At 67.5% G+C, this 20,107-nt stretch carries 16 protein-coding genes; 13 read left to right on the top strand and 3 right to left on the bottom strand.

The annotated features are described in order from the left end of the window. The first annotated feature begins 150 nt into the window (after positions 1–150). The gene (locus H0B54_RS11745; RefSeq protein WP_014242014.1) at positions 151–612 is read left to right on the top strand and encodes an Lrp/AsnC ligand binding domain-containing protein; all 462 of its coding nucleotides are present in this window, start codon (positions 151–153) and stop codon (positions 610–612) included. 18 nt (positions 613–630) lie between these two features. Here H0B54_RS11745 and H0B54_RS11750 read toward each other — a convergent pair whose 3' ends face one another. Then, positions 631–777 (bottom strand): hypothetical protein, encoded by a 147-nt coding sequence (locus H0B54_RS11750; protein ID WP_170295754.1) that lies wholly within the window; start codon positions 775–777, stop codon positions 631–633. A 429-nt stretch (positions 778–1,206) separates the two neighbouring features. Here H0B54_RS11750 and H0B54_RS11755 point away from each other — a divergent pair, with 429 nt between their 5' ends. The 12 genes from H0B54_RS11755 (at position 1,207) to H0B54_RS11810 (ending at position 18,142) form a co-directional block, all read left to right on the top strand. After that, positions 1,207–3,381 (top strand): carbohydrate-binding domain-containing protein, encoded by a 2,175-nt coding sequence (locus H0B54_RS11755; protein WP_188260461.1) that lies wholly within the window; start codon positions 1,207–1,209, stop codon positions 3,379–3,381. 846 nt (positions 3,382–4,227) lie between these two features. After that, positions 4,228–5,109 carry a glycosyltransferase gene (locus tag H0B54_RS11760; protein ID WP_094303602.1) on the top strand — a complete coding sequence of 294 codons (882 nt, stop codon included), beginning with the start codon at positions 4,228–4,230 and terminating at the stop codon, positions 5,107–5,109. Positions 5,110–5,130: 21 nt separating this feature from the next. After that, the gene (locus H0B54_RS11765) at positions 5,131–6,171 is read left to right on the top strand and encodes a polysaccharide deacetylase family protein (RefSeq protein WP_188260462.1); all 1,041 of its coding nucleotides are present in this window, start codon (positions 5,131–5,133) and stop codon (positions 6,169–6,171) included. Positions 6,172–6,448: 277 nt separating this feature from the next. Next, positions 6,449–6,652, top strand: a complete 204-nt coding sequence (locus tag H0B54_RS11770; protein ID WP_094303600.1) for a hypothetical protein — start codon at positions 6,449–6,451, stop codon at positions 6,650–6,652. A gap of 19 nt (positions 6,653–6,671) precedes the next feature. Continuing rightward, entirely contained in the window at positions 6,672–7,895 is a 1,224-nt protein-coding gene (locus H0B54_RS11775; RefSeq protein WP_188260463.1) for a right-handed parallel beta-helix repeat-containing protein, read from the top strand. A gap of 73 nt (positions 7,896–7,968) precedes the next feature. Next, positions 7,969–9,147, top strand: coding sequence for a GNAT family N-acetyltransferase (locus tag H0B54_RS11780; RefSeq protein WP_188260464.1), 1,179 nt, complete (start codon positions 7,969–7,971; stop codon positions 9,145–9,147). Positions 9,148–9,551: 404 nt separating this feature from the next. Beyond that, a complete protein-coding gene (locus tag H0B54_RS11785) occupies positions 9,552–10,946 on the top strand; it encodes a nucleotide sugar dehydrogenase (RefSeq protein WP_188260465.1) in 1,395 nt (464 codons plus the stop codon). A 43-nt stretch (positions 10,947–10,989) separates the two neighbouring features. Then, a complete protein-coding gene (locus tag H0B54_RS11790; protein WP_188260466.1) occupies positions 10,990–13,242 on the top strand; it encodes a GumC family protein in 2,253 nt (750 codons plus the stop codon). Positions 13,243–13,339: 97 nt separating this feature from the next. After that, positions 13,340–14,770 carry an O-antigen ligase family protein gene (locus tag H0B54_RS11795; RefSeq protein WP_188260467.1) on the top strand — a complete coding sequence of 477 codons (1,431 nt, stop codon included), beginning with the start codon at positions 13,340–13,342 and terminating at the stop codon, positions 14,768–14,770. Then, positions 14,767–16,200, top strand: a complete 1,434-nt coding sequence (locus H0B54_RS11800; RefSeq protein ID WP_188260468.1) for a lipopolysaccharide biosynthesis protein — start codon at positions 14,767–14,769, stop codon at positions 16,198–16,200. The genes H0B54_RS11795 and H0B54_RS11800 overlap by 4 nt, the downstream gene beginning before the upstream one ends. A gap of 35 nt (positions 16,201–16,235) precedes the next feature. Next, entirely contained in the window at positions 16,236–17,159 is a 924-nt protein-coding gene (locus H0B54_RS11805) for a glycosyltransferase family 2 protein (protein WP_188260469.1), read from the top strand. Next, positions 17,156–18,142 (top strand): glycosyltransferase family 2 protein, encoded by a 987-nt coding sequence (locus H0B54_RS11810; protein ID WP_014241999.1) that lies wholly within the window; start codon positions 17,156–17,158, stop codon positions 18,140–18,142. The genes H0B54_RS11805 and H0B54_RS11810 overlap by 4 nt, the downstream gene beginning before the upstream one ends. A 127-nt stretch (positions 18,143–18,269) precedes the next feature. Here H0B54_RS11810 and H0B54_RS11815 read toward each other — a convergent pair whose 3' ends face one another. Beyond that, entirely contained in the window at positions 18,270–19,160 is an 891-nt protein-coding gene (locus tag H0B54_RS11815) for an AEC family transporter (RefSeq protein ID WP_188260470.1), read from the bottom strand. A gap of 2 nt (positions 19,161–19,162) precedes the next feature. Then, positions 19,163–19,951, bottom strand: coding sequence for a 2-oxo-tetronate isomerase (gene otnI / locus H0B54_RS11820; protein ID WP_188260471.1), 789 nt, complete (start codon positions 19,949–19,951; stop codon positions 19,163–19,165). Between the last annotated feature and the right edge of the window lie 156 nt (positions 19,952–20,107).

The following is a 20,107-nucleotide window of genomic DNA, read 5'->3' on the forward strand; positions in this document are numbered from 1 at the left end:
CAATTCGTCTTCTCAAGGCCGCCGTGTTCGCTTTGTTTTGCTTGTTCCACTGCGGCATCCGCAGACTATCGCGGAGTTCGCCGTACCTCCACGGTTGTTTTTGCCTTCAGGCCGCGATATCAACGGTCAGAGGCGGCATGGAGCGCGAAAATGACGGAGCTTGACCGGACCGACCGGCGCATCCTGGCGATTTTGCAGATGGACGGGCGGATTTCCGCCGTGGATCTGGCGGAGCGGGTCGGCCTGTCGCCCACCACAGCCGGCGAGCGGATGCGGCGGTTGCTGAAGGATGGCTATGTGACGGGATTCACGGCGCGGCTCGATCCGCACCGGCTGGGTTTCGGGCTGATGGTGTTCGTCGAGGTGCTGCTCGACAAGACAACGCCCGACGTGTTCGACCGCTTCGCCCAGGCCATCCGCCACGCGCCGGAGGTTCTGGAGTGCCACATGGTGGCCGGCGGGTTCGATTATCTGGTGAAGACGCGGGTGGCCGACATGGCGGCCTACCGACGCTTCCTGGGGGATGTGCTGCTGTCGCTGCCCGGCGTCCGGGAAACCCGCACCTACGCGGTGATGGAGGAGGTCAAGAACGACGGCCCCCTCCCCCTTTGATTCAAAGGCGATGTCCGGTCACGACGCCCGGACGGGGGTCATCGGACGGCGCGGCGGAATGACGGCCCGCACGGTGGCGTGCAGCGTGGCCAAGCCCAACACCGACAGCGCCGTCAGGAAGCCGGTCAGCAGAAGCGCCAGCACCAGAAAGACCATCGTCTCCATGTCATACCTCCTTGCAAAGCATGCAGGGAGGCTACGCCCGGACCGGCTCCGGCGGATTGACCCGAGTCAATGGACGGTCTGATTCCGTAACCATCCCCTTTTTTGTCCGCATCATCGCCATTGCTGGCTGCGCACCGCTCGCCTCGGTCCCGCCGCTGCGGTGGGTGGCGCTGAAGCTTGTCCCAACGGTTGCAACGCCAGATCATCGCGCCACCGGGGCGCATCGGCATCACTGTGACTGAGATATCACACATTTGAGATTTATTATCCTAAAATCGTCCCATTTAAGGCCACAGCGAAGCGGATAGTCTTAAGGGGTAAGCCAAAAGGCAAAAGCGCTAACCGAAAGGATGGGGACGCACCGACCGCGTGCCGGCCCCGCTGGCCACCAACCGCGGTGGCGTCCTCACAAGGAAGAGAGTGCAGACCATGGACGATCTGGGTATCGACCTCCACCACCAGGATCTGACCGACCACACGAATTACGCCGGCGATCTCGGCGCCGACACGTCGCACCTGACGATCAGCGAGACCGCCGTGTCCACCGCCGATCCGTTTGCGACGCCGGCCTCCCTCCTCCAGGCCCAGGCCCTCCAGACGGTGCAGCCGCTCGCGCTCGCCGATGCCGCCGCGACCGCCGACAACGCCACGAAGATCGTCATCAACGCCGCCGGCAACGTGGCGGGCGGTGTCGCTCCGCACTTCAAGGTGCTGGTGGACGGCAAGGTCATCGGCGAAGGTTCCGCCGGCACCGATGCCAAGGACTTCACCTTCAACGCCAACGTGACGGCGGATCAGGCCCACAAGATCCAGATCCAGTACGACAACGATGGCTTCGTGAACGGCCAGGACCGCAACCTGATCGTCAACAAGATCACCATCAACGGCCACGCGCTCGACGCGGCCGACCCGTCGGTGACCTACGACAAGGGCGCGCTGGACGGCAAGGACGTGGTCAAGGGCCAGTCCGGCATGTGGTGGAACGGCACGCTGGTCGTCGCCGCGCCCAAGGACTTCTTCCCCGCCGCGACCGCCGAGGCGGTGACGGGCGCCACGAAGATCGTCGTCAACGCCGCCGGCAACGTGGCGGGCGGTGTGTCCCCGCACTTCAAGGTGATGGTGGACGGCAAGGTCATCGGCGAGGGCTCCGCCGGCACCACCGCCAAGGACTTCACCTTCAACGCGAACATCGCCGCCGGTCAGGCCCACAAGGTCCAGATCCAGTACGACAACGATGGCTTCGTGAACGGTCAGGACCGCAACCTGATCGTCAACAAGATCACCATCAACGGCAACGCCGTCAATCCCACCGACGCCTCCGTCACCTATGACAAGGGCGCGCTGGACAGCAAGGACGTGGTCAAGGGCCAGTCCGGCATGTGGTGGGACGGCACGCTGGTCGTCGCCGCGCCCAAGGAGTTCTTCCCCGCCGCGACCACGACGCCCACTACCCCCACGACTCCGACCACGCCGACCACGCCGACCACCCCCACCACGCCGACGGCTCCGCCCGCCCCGTCGAACCCGGGCGGCGGCACGTCGGATTACCCGGCGACCCCGGCGTCGCAGATCTTCTACATCGACGCGACGCACGGCAGCGACAGCAACTCCGGCCATGACCCGAACCAGGCCTGGAAGTCGCTGGCCAAGGTGAACTCCACCAACTTCGCCGCCGGCTCGCTGGTTTTGTTCGAGCGTGGCGAGACCTGGACCGACAGCCTGCTGGTCTCCACCTCCGGCACCTCCGACAAGCCGATCATCTACGGCGCCTACGGCACCGGCGCCGATCCGATCATCAAGGCCAAGAGCGGCGCCAGCTACGCCGTCAGCCTGAACAACAAGGACAACATCACGTTCGACAACCTGACGATGACGGGTTCGAACGACACCGGCCTGCTGCTCAACGGCGGCGCCAACAACGTGAAGGTCACCAACGCGCAGATCATCGACAACCGCGGTTCGGGCGTGGTGATCAGCGGCACCTCCAACAACCTGCGAATCGATCATTCCACGATCGATGGCAACGGCGGCTACGGCCTCGTGCATTACTCCGCCGACAACGCCAACCAGTACTTCACCAACAACATCATCAGCGACAACGGCTGGCGGACCGATGCGGTGTATTCGGGCTGGAACGGCCGCATCCTGAGCGGCGAGATCGCCGGCAACACGATCTTCAACAACGGCAGCGGCGGCGGCGACGGCCGGTCGCACGGGCTGTACCACGACCACAGCCAGGCCAACAGCACGCTGAAGATCCACGACAACGTGATCTACTCGAACCCGCGCGGCGCCGGCATCCTCGCCAAGTCGAGCACCGAGATCTACAACAACACGATCTACGGCAACTCGAACGTCGGCATCTCCATCGGCCAGAACCAGACCACCAACGTCACCTACAAGATCTACGGCAACGAGATCTTCAACAACAACGGTGGCATCATGGAGCACCTGAAGGGCAGCGGGTCGATCACGCTGAGCCTGTACGACAACACCTTCTACAACAACAACGGCCGTGCGGCGATCAACATCGCCGACAGCATCAAGCAGACGGTGACCAACAACACCATCTCCTCGGTCTCCAAGGCCAACCCGGTCGTCTGACGATCGGCGGCTCCGACCCTTTGGCAACGTCCGCGCCCGGCCAGTCTCTGGCCGGGCGTTGGCGTGTCCGGGTGACTTTTCCGGCTTCCGCTCGCGACGCAAAACGGCAATAATCGGAAGCACAGCCCGGCCGGCACCGCCGCTTTCGCCTCTATTCCTTGTGCGTTGCACAATAGGATGCGCTTCATCGGAGTGATGAAGGCCAGCCGCCACCCCTGTTCACCGGCTTTTCATAACGCTCAGCCGTTATTTCTGCTCAGTGCGCGCGGCATCCCCCACTTTCTCCAAGATCGACCAAAGTGGCAGACGGCTTTCCCTTTAGGACGCTGCGAAGGGGATATTTATCTTGCACTTTATGTAGGTTTACCTGCCATCCGCCCTTTGATAGCGTCCGCAGACTTATTCCGTGCCTATGCGTGCATCGGCACAGGCCGACACGACGGCCAGGGGTGTCCTAGTCCGGGATGCGGATCGGACGGAGACCCTCGCAGAACCGACCAGGAAAGGGACGAGACAGGGCAACAACGGCACTGGAAACGACGACAAGGACGGGACGGCCGGCGCCGCAGAGGCGTCGGACCAACGGCCACCGGGGAAGGAACGCCGAAACCGATTCCGCGCGCGTGCCGCGGGATCAAGGCTCAGGGCGGCACGCACATGCCTCCATTCCCAAGGGCCGCGGTGTCCGTGGTCATGGCCATCGAGAGTCGCCCTTCGCTGGGCGCCCTCCGATGGCCGGACCAAGGGACGCCGTCCGCGTCGCCACGACAAGAGGGGTGGAGACCAGGTATGAATCACGTGAGCGGACCGAGGGACGGTCGGGACACTCAATCGATCAGCGTGCTTATGGCCACCTATGCGGGCGAGAAGGCGGACAACCTTCAGGCCGCGCTGGAAAGCGTCTATACGCAGACGCTCCTCCCGCGCGAATGCGTGCTGGTGGTCGATGGACGGATCGGGGAGGAGCAGGAGAAGGTCATCGCCCGCTATCAGGCGTCCCGCGCCTGCCCGCTGGTGGTGGTGCGGCGGCGCAACCAGGGGGGCTTGGCCCGCGCGCTGAACGACGGGTTGCAATATTGCACGGGCTACCTGGTGGCCCGCATGGACAGCGACGACATCTGCCTGCCCCACCGCTTCGAGACGCAGGCGCGCGCCTTCGCCGAGCAGGGGTCGCTGGACGCGTCGTTCTCCTGGCACGCGGAATTCGAGCAGGATCCCGGCGCCATCACCTGCGTGAAGCGCAGCCCGGCGACCCATGAGGAGATCAGCCAGGGCATGAAGTGGCACTGCGTCCTGTCGCACCCCACCATGATGGTGCGGCGGCGGGCGCTGACTGCCATCGGCGGCTACCGCTCCTGCTTCGGGAATCTGGAGGACTACGATTTGTATGTCCGCCTGCTGCAGGCCGGGGCGCGCATGGAGACGGTGCAGGAGGCGCTTCTGCTCTTCCGCACGAGCATGGCGCAGCGCGTCCGCCGGGGCGGGTTGCGCTACGCCGTCAACGAATGGGCCTTCCGGGTCTGGTGCTGGCGGTCGGGCTTCCTGACCAACTCGGAGTTCCTGGCGACGGCCTCCCTTCAGATCGGCTTCCGGCTGACGCCGCCGGGCTTGAAGAAGATGCTGTACCGCATGGTCCGCACGCCGACCGAGGCGCAGGCCATGGCCCGAATCCACACTGCCATGATGCAGCCCAAGCGCCTCGCCCCCGATGGCGCGGACGCCCTCTGACCCTTCCCCGGGAGGACTTGAATGAGCGTTGCCGACGTGATTTCCGGTGGCGGTCTGGGCCGGCGGCTCGGGTGGATGGACGCGCTGCGCAACCCGCTGGGGACCGCCTGCCATCACGCCTACGGCAGCCCGGTGCTGGCCGTCGTCTACCACGCCGTCTGCGACACGGTGCCGGACCATCTCAAGCACATCTACCGGCCCCGCACGCCCAAGGAGTTCACGGAGGATCTCGACTTCCTCCTGAAGCACTTCGAGCCGACGGACCTGCCCACGGTCACCGGGTCGGCCATGGGCGGGCCGGAGATCCGTCGCCCGTCGCTGCTGGTCACCTTCGACGACGGCATGCGCGAGGTCGCGGAGGTGGCGATGCCCATCCTGCGCCGCAAGGGAATCCGTCCGGCGCTGTACCTGAACCTGAACTTCCTCGACAACAAGACGCTTTTCTATCGGCACAAGGCGAGCCTTCTGGCGGAGCGGCTGAGCCGGCTGGCGGTGGCCGATCCCCGCCGCGCCGTCTGCGCCGCCACCCTGGCGCGGGCGGGCGCCATCGCCGCTGATCCCGCCGCGGGCGTCATGATGGTGAGCTGGCACCAGCGCGCCGTGCTGGACGAGATCGCCACCGTCCTGGAGTTCGACACGGCCGGCTTCCTGGCGACCCGAAAGCCCTATCTGACCCGCGACGAGATCACGGATTTGATGGCGGAAGGCGTATCGATCGGCGCCCACGGCTTCGACCACCCCAACCACCGCCTGCTGACGCCCGAGCAGCGGAAGCAGGAGGTGACGGGCAGCGTCGCCGGGATTCGGGAACTGTTCGGCCCCGGCTGCGGCTCCTTCGCCTTCCCCTATTCGGACGAGGGCCTGCCCGACACGATGTTCGGGGAACTGTATGGCGATGGGGTCGATGTCACCTTCGGCACCTCCTGGCCACGCCGCAGCGCTCCGCAGCGGCGGATTCAGAGGATTTGCTTCGAGAACGGTCCGGCTCCCGCAAAGCAGCAGCTGATTAAGCGCCTGCTGCGCGGTGGCGCCGGCAACATGAAGCGCGCTCTGGCTGGCTGAGCTGTCCGGCCCATGGAAAGCTCCCTCTCCCACCGCGGGAGAGGGAGTTCTTGCCGTTGGCATATGCATTGCGGGCGATCACGACACAGCAATTCCAAAGAGAATGCCTATTCCTCCCTTTGGAATGCCCCCTTATCGTACTCTGATCGCTTAAGCGTGATCCCTTTTCATTTCCCTTTATTTGTCCGTGACGTAACACAAAATACCGATATAGGGACACGCTGCGGCTTTGGTCGCCTGTTCCTCCGCTTATCAGGCCCCCCGCGAGGAGATCGCTATGATCGAGCAAGCCACGCCGGCCAGCCCAAACCTGCTGGGTGGGGTTGCTGACGTCCTTCCGACGGACGCCGCTCCGAAGGCGGCGGACCGCGTCGCCCCCGCGCTGCTCGATCTCCACCGGGCCGGCTGGGCCTTGCTGTGCACCGGCTGCGCGCTGGCGGCCTGGGGCCTGGCCTACGCGCTGATCCGCGTCGCCCTGTAAGGCCGCGCGAGCCGGACCCATGGATTACCTGCCCCCGCCTCCCCCCGCCATTGTGCGTCCCGCCCAGCCGTCGCAGCCTGTCAGCGCGCGCCGGAACACCGACCGCAATGCCGACAACGCGCCGGTCTTCTACGTCGACGCCACGGACGGCGACGACCGTCGGTCGGGCCGCGGCCCGAAGGAGGCTTGGAAATCGCTGGAAAAGGTGAACGCCACGGCCTTCCCGCCGGGCAGCCGCGTTCTGTTCGAGCGCGGGGAGAGCTGGCGGGGCAGCCTCCTGGCCTCCTCCTCCGGCACGACGGATCGGCCGATCACCTATGGCGCCTATGGCACGGGCGACGCTCCGGTGATCGACGCGCGGGGCGCTTCCATCGCGGTCAGCCTGAACGGGCGGACGGATGTCGCCTTCGACGGGCTGACCATCACCGGCGCGGCCGACACCGGCCTGCTGCTCGGCCCGCGGGCGCGCAACGTGTCGGTGACGAACGTGACGGTCGCGGGCAACGGCGGCTCCGGCATCGTCGTTGCCGGCACCTCCGACGGGCTGCGGATCGACGGGTCGGCCATCACCGGCAACGGCGCCTACGGGATCGTGCATTACGCCGCGGACAACACCGATCAGGTCATCACGCGCAACACCATCGCCGACAACGGCTGGCGCAAGGACGGCGGAGTCTATTCCGGCTGGAACGGGCGCATCCTGACCGGCGAGATCGCCCACAACCGGGTCTTCAACAACGGCATCAACGGCGGCGAAGGCCGCTCCCACGGCCTCTACCACGACCAGGGGCAGGCCGGCAGCGCGCTGAAGATCCACGACAACCTGATCCACGACAACCCGCGCGGCGCCGGCATCCTGGCGAAGTCCAGCACCGAGATCTACCGCAACGTCATCTTCCGCAACGCCGATGCCGGCATCTCGCTCGGCCAGAATCGCGGGATCGACGTGACCTACCGGGTCTACGACAACGAGTTCTACGACAACAACGGCGGTGTCCTGCAGCACCAGAAGGGCAACGGTTCGATCACGCTGGAGCTGCGCGACAACGTCTTCCACCGCAACGGCAAGCGGGCCGCCATCATCATCGCCGACACCATCGACAAGGCCGTCACCGGCAACCGGGTCAGCAACGACGCCCGAACAGAAGCCAGGACCGAACCCCGGATCGGGACCACCGCCAACCAACCATCAGGAGGAACCGTGCAGGAAGCATCCGGAATGCGGCCGGAATCCGTGCGCTGACCTTCCGCTCCGACGTCCGCGGGCGAGCCGCGGGCCGGGCAAAGGGACGGCGCGTTCGAACAAGGGGGGGCATGTGAGCACCAGCAGCAGCACCGTCGGTCAGTCGATCACCGACCGGCTGAAGAAAACCGTTTTCCGTTTCGACGCTTCCGACACGGGAGAACTGCGCGGCTTCCAGCGCAAGATGTTCGGGGAACGGGTCTGGCAGGTGGACGAAGCCTACAACCGCTGGCTCTTCGACGAGGTGCCCGACCGGGACGCGGACGGGCCGCAAGTCTGGGTGTGCAAGCGGCAGGGGCAGATCGTCGGCCAGCAATGCGGGATTCCGTTCCGCCTGAAGGCGCGGGACCGGGAAATCCCGGCCTCCTGGGCCAACAGCCTGATGGTCCTGCCGGAATGGCGGATGCGCGGCGCCTTCACGCCCTTGGCGGAAGCCCAGCTCGACAGCCGTCCGCTGGCCATGGCCATCCACATCTCGGATTCCGCCTACAAGGCCTACAGCAAGGCCGGCTGGATCGACATCGGCGCCTTGCCCGCCTACGTCTTCCCGGTGGACACGCGGCGCTGCCTGGAGGCGTCCTCGCTCCAGGGCCGCATGCGGACCATCGGGACGATCGCCGGTCCGGCCCTGCACGGTGCGCGGATCGGTGGCCATCTTCTGAGCCGGGCCACCGGCGCGCGGTTCGAGGAGATCGGGCGGTTCGACGGGCGGGCCGACGCCATCTGGCGGCGCGCCTCCCCGCACTACCCGCTGATCGCGTTGCGCGACCTGACGCATCTGCGCTGGCGCTACGACGCGATCCCCTGCGCCTCGGCCTACCGCCGCTTCATCCTGACGCGCGGGAACGAGCCGCTGGGCTACGTCGTGCTGCGGCGCGAGACCTGGCGCAAGGAGCCCTGCCTCGCCATCGTGGATTACCTGTGCGAGCCGAAGTGGCTGTGGGTCCTGCTGAGCCACACGCTGCGCATCGCCGCGACGGAGCGCGCGACCGCCCTCATCTGCCGGACGCTGAACACGCGGGCGGAGCGGACCTTCCTCGCCATGGGCATGATGAAGGTGCCCGACCGCGTGGGCTTCCCGGTGCGGGTGATGGCGCACGCCGGGCCGGACGCCGGCATCGACCGGGAGGAGTTCGCCCAGCGTGGCAACTGGCTGCTGACCATGGGCGACGGCGACGCCAGCTTCCTGATGCACAACACGCTGCCCGAGACCGCCGGGCTGCAACCGGAGGGAGTCGCCGTCCAGGGATGACCGCGGTGCGAAGGAGCCGTCCGGCCGCTGACGCGCCGGTCCGGCTCCTTTCGTCTATTCTGCCCGTGGTTACTCAAAAGGGGTTAATAAAGCACCTTTCGGGATGGTCATCCCGAAAGTCTCACAAGAAAGGTCACCCGGTCAACTGACGGTAGTTCGGCCTTTTACGACGTTTACGGCTGCCACTTTTTCTATCACGATTGCTGGGTGCTTAGAGAAAGCAGCCTAATGTATTCGGTGAGAGGAAACGCCGATCGATCAGTCTTATGAACAGCAAAAGCCAAGGCCCGATTTCAGAACCGGACCTTGGCTTCGGTTTTGTGTCAGTGAATTTGGTCTCTGCAATACAGCGCGAATAACGGTGAAACCTCTACGAGCAAGAGAGCCGGAAAAGGAGACGTCTTATGTCGAGCAATGAGTTTGCCGACCTGTTGGTGAGCGGGGGTTCGGTCGGCACGTCCGGCATTCCGGAAGCCCTGGCGGCGCTGGAGTCGAAGATCGCGGCGGGCACCGCCAGCATCGGCGTCATCGGCCTGGGTTACGTCGGCCTGCCTTTGGCGCGGCTGTTCGCGCGGGCCGGCTTCTCGGTGACGGGCTTCGACATCGACCCGGAGAAGGTCGCCAGCCTGAACGGCGGCACCTCCTACATCGGCACCGTGTCGACCGACGAGGTGCGCGGGATGCTGGAGGAGGGCCGCTTCACGGCCACGGCGAATTTCCAGACGCTGGCCGACATGGACACCATCGTCATCTGCGTGCCGACGCCGCTGACGCGCAACCGCGAACCGGACATGAGCTGCATCGAGGTCACCACCCGGCAGATCGCCCAGGTGCTGCGCCCCGGCCAGCTGATCGTCCTCGAATCGACCACCTACCCCGGCACGACGCGCGAGGTGGTTCGCCCGATCCTGGAGAAGACCGGCCTCGTCAGCGGCACGGACTTCCTGCTGGCCTTCTCGCCGGAGCGCGAGGACCCCGGCAACGAAACCTTCACCACCGCCCGCATCCCGAAGATCGTCGGCGGCGAGGACCCCAACGCGCTGCGCATCGCCTGCTCGATGTACGGCCGCGCGCTGGAGCGCGTGATCCCAGTCTCGTCGCTTGAGGCGGCCGAGGCGGTGAAGCTGACCGAGAACATCTTCCGCTGCGTCAACATCGCGCTCGTCAACGAGCTGAAGGTCGTCTACGACGCGATGGGCATCGACGTATGGGAGGTGATCGAGGGCGCCAAGACCAAGCCCTTCGGCTACATGCCCTTCTACCCCGGCCCCGGCCTGGGCGGTCACTGCATTCCGATCGACCCCTTCTACCTGACCTGGAAGGCCCGCGAGTTCGACGTCGCCACCCGCTTCATCGAGCTGGCCGGCGAGATCAACACCCGCATGCCGCATTACGTGGTGGAACGGCTGTCCCAGGCCATGGACTCGAAGCTGGGCCGCGCGCTGCGCGGGTCGCGCATCCTCGTGCTGGGCGTCGCCTACAAGAAGAACATCGAGGACATGCGCGAAAGCCCGGCGCTGAAGATCATCGATCTTCTCCAGGACCGCGGCTGCGAGGTCTTCTACTACGACCCGCATGTGCCGGAGCTTCCGGAGACGCGCCGTCTGGCCCGCATGGCCGGCACGCCGTCGGTCGCGCTGGAGGAGATCCAGGAAGGCGCCTTCGACGCCGCGATCCTGTGCACCGACCATGACTCCTTCGATCTGAAGGCCTTCCTGGACGGTCTGCCGCTGATCGTCGACACCCGCAACGCCTTCGGCAAGGCGGGCATCGTCGACGAGAAGATCGTGAAGGGCTGACCGCCGGCCTGGACCCTAACCGACCGATCCTCAGGAGAATGGGATGGCCGCGTACACTCATGTAGACGGAGCCCTGGGGTCCGAAGCCAGCACGCGGGAGGTCGCGCTCCGCGACCTCCTTCAGGTGCTGCGCCGGCGCCGGAGCACGATCATCGCCAGCGTCCTGTGCTGCACCGCGCTGGCCACCACCGGTGCCCTGCTCTATGAGCCGCGGTTCACCAGCCAGGCCGTGCTCATCATCGACCCGCGCACGACGGAGGTCACGGACATCAACGCCGTGATCTCCAACCTGCCGCGCGAGGCGGCGGCGATCCGGACCGAAATCGACATGATCACCTCCACCGCCACCGCCGCCAAGGTGGTGGACCGGCTGGGGCTGGTCCATGACCCGGAGTTCAACGGCGCCATCGAGCGGCCTTCGGCCATCGACCGGGCCATCGCCGGCATCAACGACACCGTCGGCTACGACCTGTCGCCGCTGCGCCAGCAGATCACCGGCTACCTGAATTCCGCCGGAATCGGCCTGAAGGAGCCGACGTCGCCGGAGAAGGAGCGCGCCGCGGTCATCGCGGACGTTCGCCGCGGCCTGTCGGCGACCAGCGACGCGCAGTCCTACACCATCGTCGTCTCCTTCAAGGCGAAGGAAGCCGACAAGGCGGCGCGCATCGCCAACGCCTTCGTGGACGAGTATCTGCTCGACCAGCTCCAAACGAAGCAGGAGGTCACCCAGCAGGCCAACAAGTGGCTGGAGGACCGCATCAACGAACTTCGCTCCCAGGTCGAGGTGTCGGACAAGGCGGTGCAGGACTACCGCGCGCAGCAGGGCCTCGTGCTCGGCAGCGCCGGCGGCGAGACCTTCCTGTCGCAGCAGTTGGCCGAGCTGAACCGCGCCCTGGTCGTCGCCCAGACGGAGCGCGGCCGGGCGGAGGCGCGGGCGCAGAACGCCCGGATCGTCGCGCGCAGCCCGACCGAGGGCAACGCCGCCGAGGTGCTCGGCTCGCCGCTGATCCAGCGGCTGGGCGAGGAGGAATCGGGCATCGCGCGGCGGCTGGCCGAATACCGCACCCGCTACGGCGACCAGCATCCGGCGGTGCAGGCCTACGTCAACCAGTTGACGAACCTGCGCCAGAAGATGCGTGAGGAAGCCACCAAGATCATGGCGGTCATCAACAACGAGGTCGAGATCGCCCGCGCCCGCGAGCGCGAGCTTGAGGCCGCGTTGAAGAAGCTGACCGCCGAAACCGCCGGCGAGCTGGGCGCCAACGTCCGTCTGGCGCAGCTTCAGCGCGAAGCCGACGCCAACCGCCGCGTCTATGAAGGGCTGCTCCAGCGTCTCGTCGAAACGCGCGAGCAAGGCGACCTTCAGCAGCGCGACGCCCGCGTCGTGTCCAAGGCGGAACCGCCGCTGGAGCCGTCGACGCCGGGCAAGAAGCTGTTCGTCGGCGGCGGTCTGGCCGTGGGCCTGCTGATCGGCATGTTCCTGGCCTTCCTGCGCGACCATCTGAACAAGACCTTCCGCAACACCCAGCATGTGGAAGAGACGATCGGCGTGCCGGCCATCGGGCTGGTGCCGTCCCTGCCGCACCACAAGAACGCCAAGCCGGAGGACTACGTCCTCGATCGTCCGCGGTCGGAGTACAGCGAGGCGGTGCGCGCCATCGGCGTGTCGCTCTACGCCCGCGGCGCCCTGAACACCGGCAGCGTGGTGATGGTGACCTCCGCCGTTCCCGGCGAGGGCAAGACCACCGTCTGCCTGACCCTGGCGCGCATGCTGGCGGCGTCCGGCCGGCGGGTTCTGCTTCTGGAATGCGACCTGCGCTGCCCGCGCATCGGGAACGTGCTGGGCGACAACGCGCCGGGCGACCTGAGCGACCTGATCGTCGGCAAGGCGGAATGGCAGGACGTGGTCCAGGTGGATGGCCGCAGCGGACTGCACTACGTCGTCGGCCGCCCGCATTGCGACCACCCGCAGGAGCTTCTGGGGTCGGAGAAGCTGGCGAGCATCATCAAGTTCGCCTCGCTCGAATACGACTGCGTCATCCTCGACACCCCGCCGATGGCGGTCGTGGCGGACGCGGGCGTGCTGACCCGGTCGGCGACGGAATGCCTGTTCGTGGTGCGCTGGGAGCAGACGCCGCGCGCCGTCGTCCAGCGGGCCATCGACCGGCTGACCGAGCTGGGCCGCGACGTGACCAGCGTCGTGCTGAGCCGGGTGGACCTGAAGAAGCTGGCCCGCACCGACGCGTCGGAAGAGGCCTACGGCATGAACGAGGCGCGCCGCTACTACACGCGCTGACCATGACGTGACGGCGGAAACGCCCGGCGCCCCGGCGGCCGGGCGTTTCCGTACCCCCGGGCAGGAGTTGACCCAGGGGGTTCATCGGGGGAACAGGATGAGTGCAACGCCATTTCCGCGAAACCGAGCCGCTCTGGCGGCGGCGCCCGCTGCGGACGCGCCGCCCGCCCGGCCACGGACGCCGCTCCTGCGCAGCGCGGCCGATCTCACGCCCAGCCTGTTCGATCAGGTGGTGTGCGCCATCGGCCTGATCCTGCTGTGGGACGCTCTGCTGTCGGTGATGATGTCCGCGCCCTCGCAGCGCTTCATCCTGCGCGCGGGCGGCGCGCCGGAATCCTCCGGCGACACCATCAAGCAGCTCATCTTCGCCGGCCTCTACGCCACGGCCCTGCTGCGGATCGTCATGCTCCACGGCGTCCGGGCCTTCCGCTATCTCAGCATTCCCATGGCCCTCATGGTGGTGTTGGCCATCGCGTCCAGCCAGTGGTCGCATGACCCGTCGCTGACCATCCGCCGCAGCGTGGCCCTGGTCGGCACGACCATCTTCGGCCTCTATGTCGGCCTGTCCTACGGCGAGGTCGCCCTGGCCCGGCTGATCCACCGCGCGGTCTTCGTCCTGGCGGTGCTGAGCGCGCTGCTGGCGGTCGGCCTGCCGAGCTACGGCCTGATGCCGGCGGAGCAGGGATCGCAGTGGCGCGGCGTCTTTTCCCACAAGAACGGCCTGGGCGACGCCATGGCTTTCGGCCTCACCGCCGGGCTGTTCGTCCTGCGCTCCCGCCCGGTGACCGACACCATGGCGCTGGTCTGGCGGCTGGGCACCTTCGCCATCATGGCCGGCTGCCTCGCCATGTCCGGCTCCGCCACGGCGCTGATCGTCGCCACGGCCGGCATGACGCTGGTGATGCTGGTCACCCACCGGCAGGACGCCGGGTCGCTGGCGCTGGAGCTGTACGGCGGCACCATGGTCATCATGCTGGCCGCCATCTTCGCGCTGCTGAACCTGGAAAGCATCGTCGCGCTGCTCGGCCGCGACATCACGCTGACCGGGCGCACGCTGATCTGGGACTTCGCGATCCGGATGATCGAGCAGCAGCCGGTGCTGGGCTACGGCTTCAGCGCCTTCTGGTCGGGGCTGGACGCGCCGGGCGCGCTGTTCTGGCGCACCTCAGGCCGCTTCGACATCCACGCCCACAACGGCTTCATCCAGACGACGCTGGACGTCGGCCTGCTCGGCCTCGGCCTCTTCCTGGTGGCCTACGTGATCTACCTGTCGCGGATCGCCCGGATCGTCCCGGTCGACCGCAGCGGGGCGGCGCGCTGGCACATCGTCTTCGCCATGATGCTCCTGCTGGGCAACGTCGCCGAGAGCAGCCTGCTGATCCAGAACGGCCTGCTGTGGTTCCTCTTCACCGCCTTCCAGACGCGGCTGGCCAAGACGGTCCACGCCCATGCCCTGACGCCGCGTCCGTCGGCGGGACGGCGGCCCAAGCTGCAGAACGGCATCCCGGTGGCGGAGTCGCGGTCATGATGTCGAGCGGCTTCGCCTTCTTCGCGACCCGGATCGCCGTCGGCATCCTGGGATTCGCGGCGGTCGCGGTCTTCTCGCGCATCGTCACGCCGGAGGCCTACGGCCATTACGCGCTGGTGATGGCGGCGGCGGCGGCGATCAACGCCTGCGGCTTCTCCTGGATGGGCCTGTTCGTCCTGCGCAAATGCGGCAGCGACGCGGCGGAGCGGGACGCCTGGCTCTCCACCGTGGTCACCGCCTTCCTGGTGGTGGCCTGCGGGGTGCTCGCCATCCTGGGCGCGGTGGTCGCCTTCTACCCCGGCATGAACGGCATCGACTATGTGCTGTATCTGCCGGTCATCGCGATCCTGATCTCCTGGTTCGACCTGTCGATCCAGATGTCGCGGGCGCGGCTGAAGGGCTCCGTCTTCGCGGCCAAGTCCTTCGCCAAGGCGCTGTTCGGGCTGGCGCTCGGCTCCGCCTTCGTGCTGATCGGCTGGAAGGAGGAGGGGCTGCTGCTCGGCACCAGCATCGGCTTCCTGCTGGTCACCGCGATCTGGCTGCGCTCCGACCTGAAGGGCATCTCGCTGCGCTGGCCGGCGCGGGAGCGGGTCGGCCTGCTGCTGACCTTCGGCGGCCCGCTGATGCTGAGCCTGATGGTCGGCTGGGCGCTCGATTTCGCCGACCGCTTCCTGATCTACTGGTTCATCGGCGAGGCGGCGGCCGGTGCCTACGCCATGGCCTTCGACCTCGCCAAGCAGCCGATCATGCTGGTGGCGTCGGCGGCCTCGCTGGTCACGTTGCCGATGGCGTCGCGCGCCTTCGACAGCGCCGGCCCGCGCGCCGCGCGCCCGATCATGGCGCAGAACCTGACGATCCTCCTGCTGGTCTGCCTGCCCCTGGTGCTCATGGAGGTCATCTCCGCCCAGGGGATCGTCGGGCTGCTGCTCGGCGAGGCGTACCGCGAGACGGGTGCGGCGATCATGCCGCTCGTCGCCCTGTCGGTCTTCATCAGCATCCTGCGCATCTACCACTTCGACCTGTCGCTGCACCTGACCAAGAAGACCGGCTACATCCTGAAGCTCACCATGCTGACGGCGGTGCTGAACATCGGCGCCAACCTGTTCCTGATCCCGCGCTTCGGGGTGATCGGAGCGGCCTACGGCTCGCTGGCGGCGCAGCTCGGCTGGGTGGTGGCCGCGACCATCCTGATGCCGCGCGCCGGCGTCCTGGCGGTGCCGGTGAAGGATCTTCTGAAGGTGACCACCGCCGCCCTGCTCTTCGCCGCCGGGCTGAAGATCGCGGCGATGGAAAGCGACCTGCTGCTCGTCCAGCTCGCCCCGGCGGGCAGCCTCTATCTGCTGGCCCTGGCCGTGCTCAACCCCGCCAACCTGATGGGTCAGGTGCGGATCGCGCTGGCCCGGCTGAAACGCACCCGATCCCCGGCATGAACCCCATGAACAGGCGTGAGGAAGGAACAGGCATCATGTCGAAAAAGCTGGTGGTTTGCGTGTGCACCTACCGCAGGCCGAAGGATCTCCACCGCACGCTGCTGTCGCTGGAGGGGCTGACCTTCAACCCCGACGCCCCGCTGGACGTCGAAGTGCTGGTGGTGGACAACGACCCGGCGCGCTCCGCCGAACCGCTGTGCCGCGAACTGGCGCAGGACTGGCGCTTCCCCATCCGCTACGCGGCGGAGCCGGTGCCGGGCATTCCCGCCGCCCGCAACCGCTGCCTGGACGAGACCACGGACGCCGACCTGATCGCCTTCATCGACGACGACGAGGTGGCGAGCCCCGGCTGGCTGGACTGGCTGGTGACGGCCATGGAGCGCACCGGCGCCGCCGTGGTCGCCGGCCCGGTCCTGCCGATCTACGAGAAGCGCCCGCCCGATTGGCTGACCAAGGGCCGCTTCCACGATCTGCAGCGCATGCCCACGGGCAGCGAACCGGCCTATTGCGCCACCGGCAACGTGCTGTTCCGCCGCTCCATCCTGAAGGGCGGCGTGCGCTTCGACCCGGAGCTGAGCCTGTCCGGCGGCAGCGACGTGCTGTTCTTCGAGCAGATCCGCCGCCAGGGCCACCGCATCGTCTGGTGCGACGAAGCGACCATCGAGGAGCATGTGCCGGCCAGCCGCATGACCGCGCGCTGGATCCTGCGCCGGGCCTTTCGCCTGGGCACCTGCGTGTCGCTGACCGAGGCCAAGCTGAACGGCCAGCGCCGCACGCTGGTCAAGCGCTCCACGCTCGGCCTTGCGCACATCGCGCTGAACCTCGCCGCCCTGCCGCTGGTGCCGATGGTGATGGCCTTCGACACGAGCTGGCCGATCCGCCGGCTCCAGAAAATCTGCGTCGGCAGCGGCTATCTCTACGGCCTGATGGGCTTCCAATATCTGGAGTACAAGCGATGAAGGACGTTGAGGTGAACGGCGGAAAGGCGAAGGGCGGGACGGCGGAAGCCCCGCCCGTCACCGTCAGCGCGGTCATCCCGACGCGCAACCGTCCGCATCTCGTGCTGAACGCCGTCGAGAGCGTGCGCGCCCAGACGCTCAAGGACGTCGAGATCGTCGTCGTCGTCGACGGGCCGGACCCCGCCACCGTCGCGGCGCTGGAGGCGGTGGAGGACCGCCGCCTGCGCATCGTGCAGAACCCGGCGTCGCTCGGTCCCGCGGGGGCGCGCAACGCCGGTGTGCAGGCGGCGCTGGGCGAGTGGATCGCTTTCCTGGACGACGACGATTCCTGGGCGCCGGAGAAGCTGGAACGCCAGCTCGCCGCCGCCAAAGCGTCGGGCGCCAAGCTGCCGGTGGTCTCCTGCAGCACCAGCGTCAGCATCGGCGAGCGCCGCTACGTCTGGCCGCAGCGCCGGCCGGAGCCGGGCGAGCCGATCAGCGATTACCTGATCGACCGCCGCAGCCCGCTGTCCCGCCCTGGCTATCTCGCCACCCCGACCATCATGGTACCGCGCTCGCTGGCGCTCGCCGTGCCGATGCCGGACTACCGCCATTTCGAGGATTGGGGCTGGCTGTTCCGGGCGCTCGACCAGCCGGGGGCCGAGCTGGTCTTCGTCGACGAGCCGCTGTGCTTCGTGGAGATCGACGAGGGCCGCGCCTCGCTGCATTCGGTGGACGACTGGCGCCAAGCCTTCGAATGGGCGCGCACGCACCGTCCGCTGATGACCGGCAACGCCTACGCCGCCTTCCTGATGACCAAGGTCGTCGGCATGGCCCGCCGCGAGGGTGACTGGAACGCCGTCCGCCGCCTGCTGGCCGAGGCGACGCGGGCGGGCGACCCGAAGATGCGGCATTACCTGATGTTCTTCGGGACCTGCGTGGTGCCGCCGTCCTTCCACCGCCGGGTGCGCGCGGCAACCCATTCGGACGCCGCGACGGCGTGAGGCCAGTTCAGACGTTGCGGAGTTTTGCCCCCACCCTAACCCTCCCCCGCAGGGGAGGAGACTGCCTCTCCCTCCCCCGCCCAGCGGGGGAGGGCCAGGGTGGGGGAAATCAACTCCCCTGCCCTCTTCACATCACCACGGCCAACAGCAGCGGCAGCGTCAGGAACGACAGCGCCGTGGACCCTAGCACCATCCCGGCGACCTCCTGCGGCGCGTTGTTGTAGCGCAGCGCCCAGAGGTAGTTGAACACCGCCACCGGCATGGTGCTTTCCAGCAGCACGACGCCGCGCATCGTGCCCTCCAGGTCCAGCGCCTCAACCACCGTCAGCCCGGCGGCGAAGCCGAGCAGCAGGCGGAGCGCCGACATGGCCAGCGAGCGCAGCATTCCCTGCATCCGCAGCCCTGCCAGGGCCACCCCCAGCGAGAACAGCATCAGCGGCACCGCGCAGTTGCCGAGCAGCGTCGTTGTGTTGGTCACCCATTGCGGCGGTTGGAGGCCGGTCATCAGGACCAGCACGGCCAGCGCGACCGCGTAGATCACCGGGGTGCGCAGCACCTGCTTGGCGTCCGTGCGCCCCGCCGCCAGGGCCGGGCCGATGGTGAACTGCAGGACGGCGAGCGTCGCGAAGAACAGCACCGCCAGCCCCATCCCGGTTTCCCCGAAGGCGAACAGGCAGACGGGAATGCCCATGTTGCCGCCGTTGGGGAAGCTGAGCGCCGGCAGATAGACGCGCAGCGGCAAACGGCTGGCGAGCAGGATCGGCGTCGCCATCAACCCGGCCAGCGCCATGCTCCCGACCGAGGCCACCGCCATGGTCAGCAGATCGTCCCCTCCCAACGTCAGGCGGGCCAGCGAGGAGAAGACCAGGCAGGGGGTGGAAACGTTGATCGCGAAGGTGGTGATGAAGGCGCTGTCGTAGGGCAGCTTGGCGCGGCTCCAGCCGAAGCCGAGGGCGGCAATCAGGAACACCGGCACGACGACCGCGGCGATGCTGGACAGGGGGGCGAGCAGATCCATGGTCAGCGCGCGGCCTGCGTGGCGGCGGCGTGGAACCAGCCCAGCCCGTCCTCCGTCCGGGCGCGGGGACGGTACTCGCAGCCGATGAAGCCGCGGTAGCCGGTGCCGGCCAGAACCTCGAACAGATAGGGATAATTGACTTCGCCGCGGTCGGGCTCCTGGCGGTCGGGGACACCGGCGATCTGCACATGGGCGGTGAAGTCGGCGTTGGCCCGGATGCGGGTGGCGAGGTCGCCCTCGCTGATCTGGCAATGGTAGAGATCGAGCTGGAGCTTCAGGTTCGACGCCCCCACGTCTCCGATCACCCGGCGGGCCAGCGCGGTTCCGTTCATCAGATAGCCGGGCATGTCGCGGTTGTTGATCGGCTCCACCAGCAGCGTCAACCCGGCCTCCGCACAGGCCGCCGCGGCATGGCGCAGATTGCCGGTGTAGGTCGCCAGCGCCGCGTCCCGTTCCAGTTCCTCCGGCGGGGTGCCGGCCATGCAGTGCAGCAGCCGGTTGCCCAGCACCTTGGCGTAGGCGATGGCCGTCGCCACGCCCTCGCGGAACTCCGCCTCGCGGCCCGGCAGGCTGGCGATGCCGCGCTCCCCCGCCGCCCAATCGCCGGGGGGCAGGTTGAACAGCGCCTGGGTCAGCCCATGGGCGTCCAGCGCCGCCTTGATCCGCTCCGCCGGAACGTCGTAGGGGAACAGGAATTCCACCGCGTCGAAGCCGGCCGCCGCCGCGGCACCGAACCGCTCCAGGAAGGGCCGCTCGGTGAACATCATGGACAGGTTGGCGGCGAACCTCATGGCGTCCGTCCCGTGGATTTCTTGGGCATGGTCCCCTCCCGCGTCGTCTGGGCCGCCGTGGCGGCTGGTTGTTCCGACAATGCAGCAGGCGGACGGTCCGGACAATCGCCGGCCCATGCCGCACACGCTTGGCAGGTGACCGCCCTTACCGGTTGC

The organism is Azospirillum tabaci, from assembly GCF_014596085.1.
Classification (GTDB): Bacteria; Pseudomonadota; Alphaproteobacteria; order Azospirillales; family Azospirillaceae; genus Azospirillum; species Azospirillum tabaci.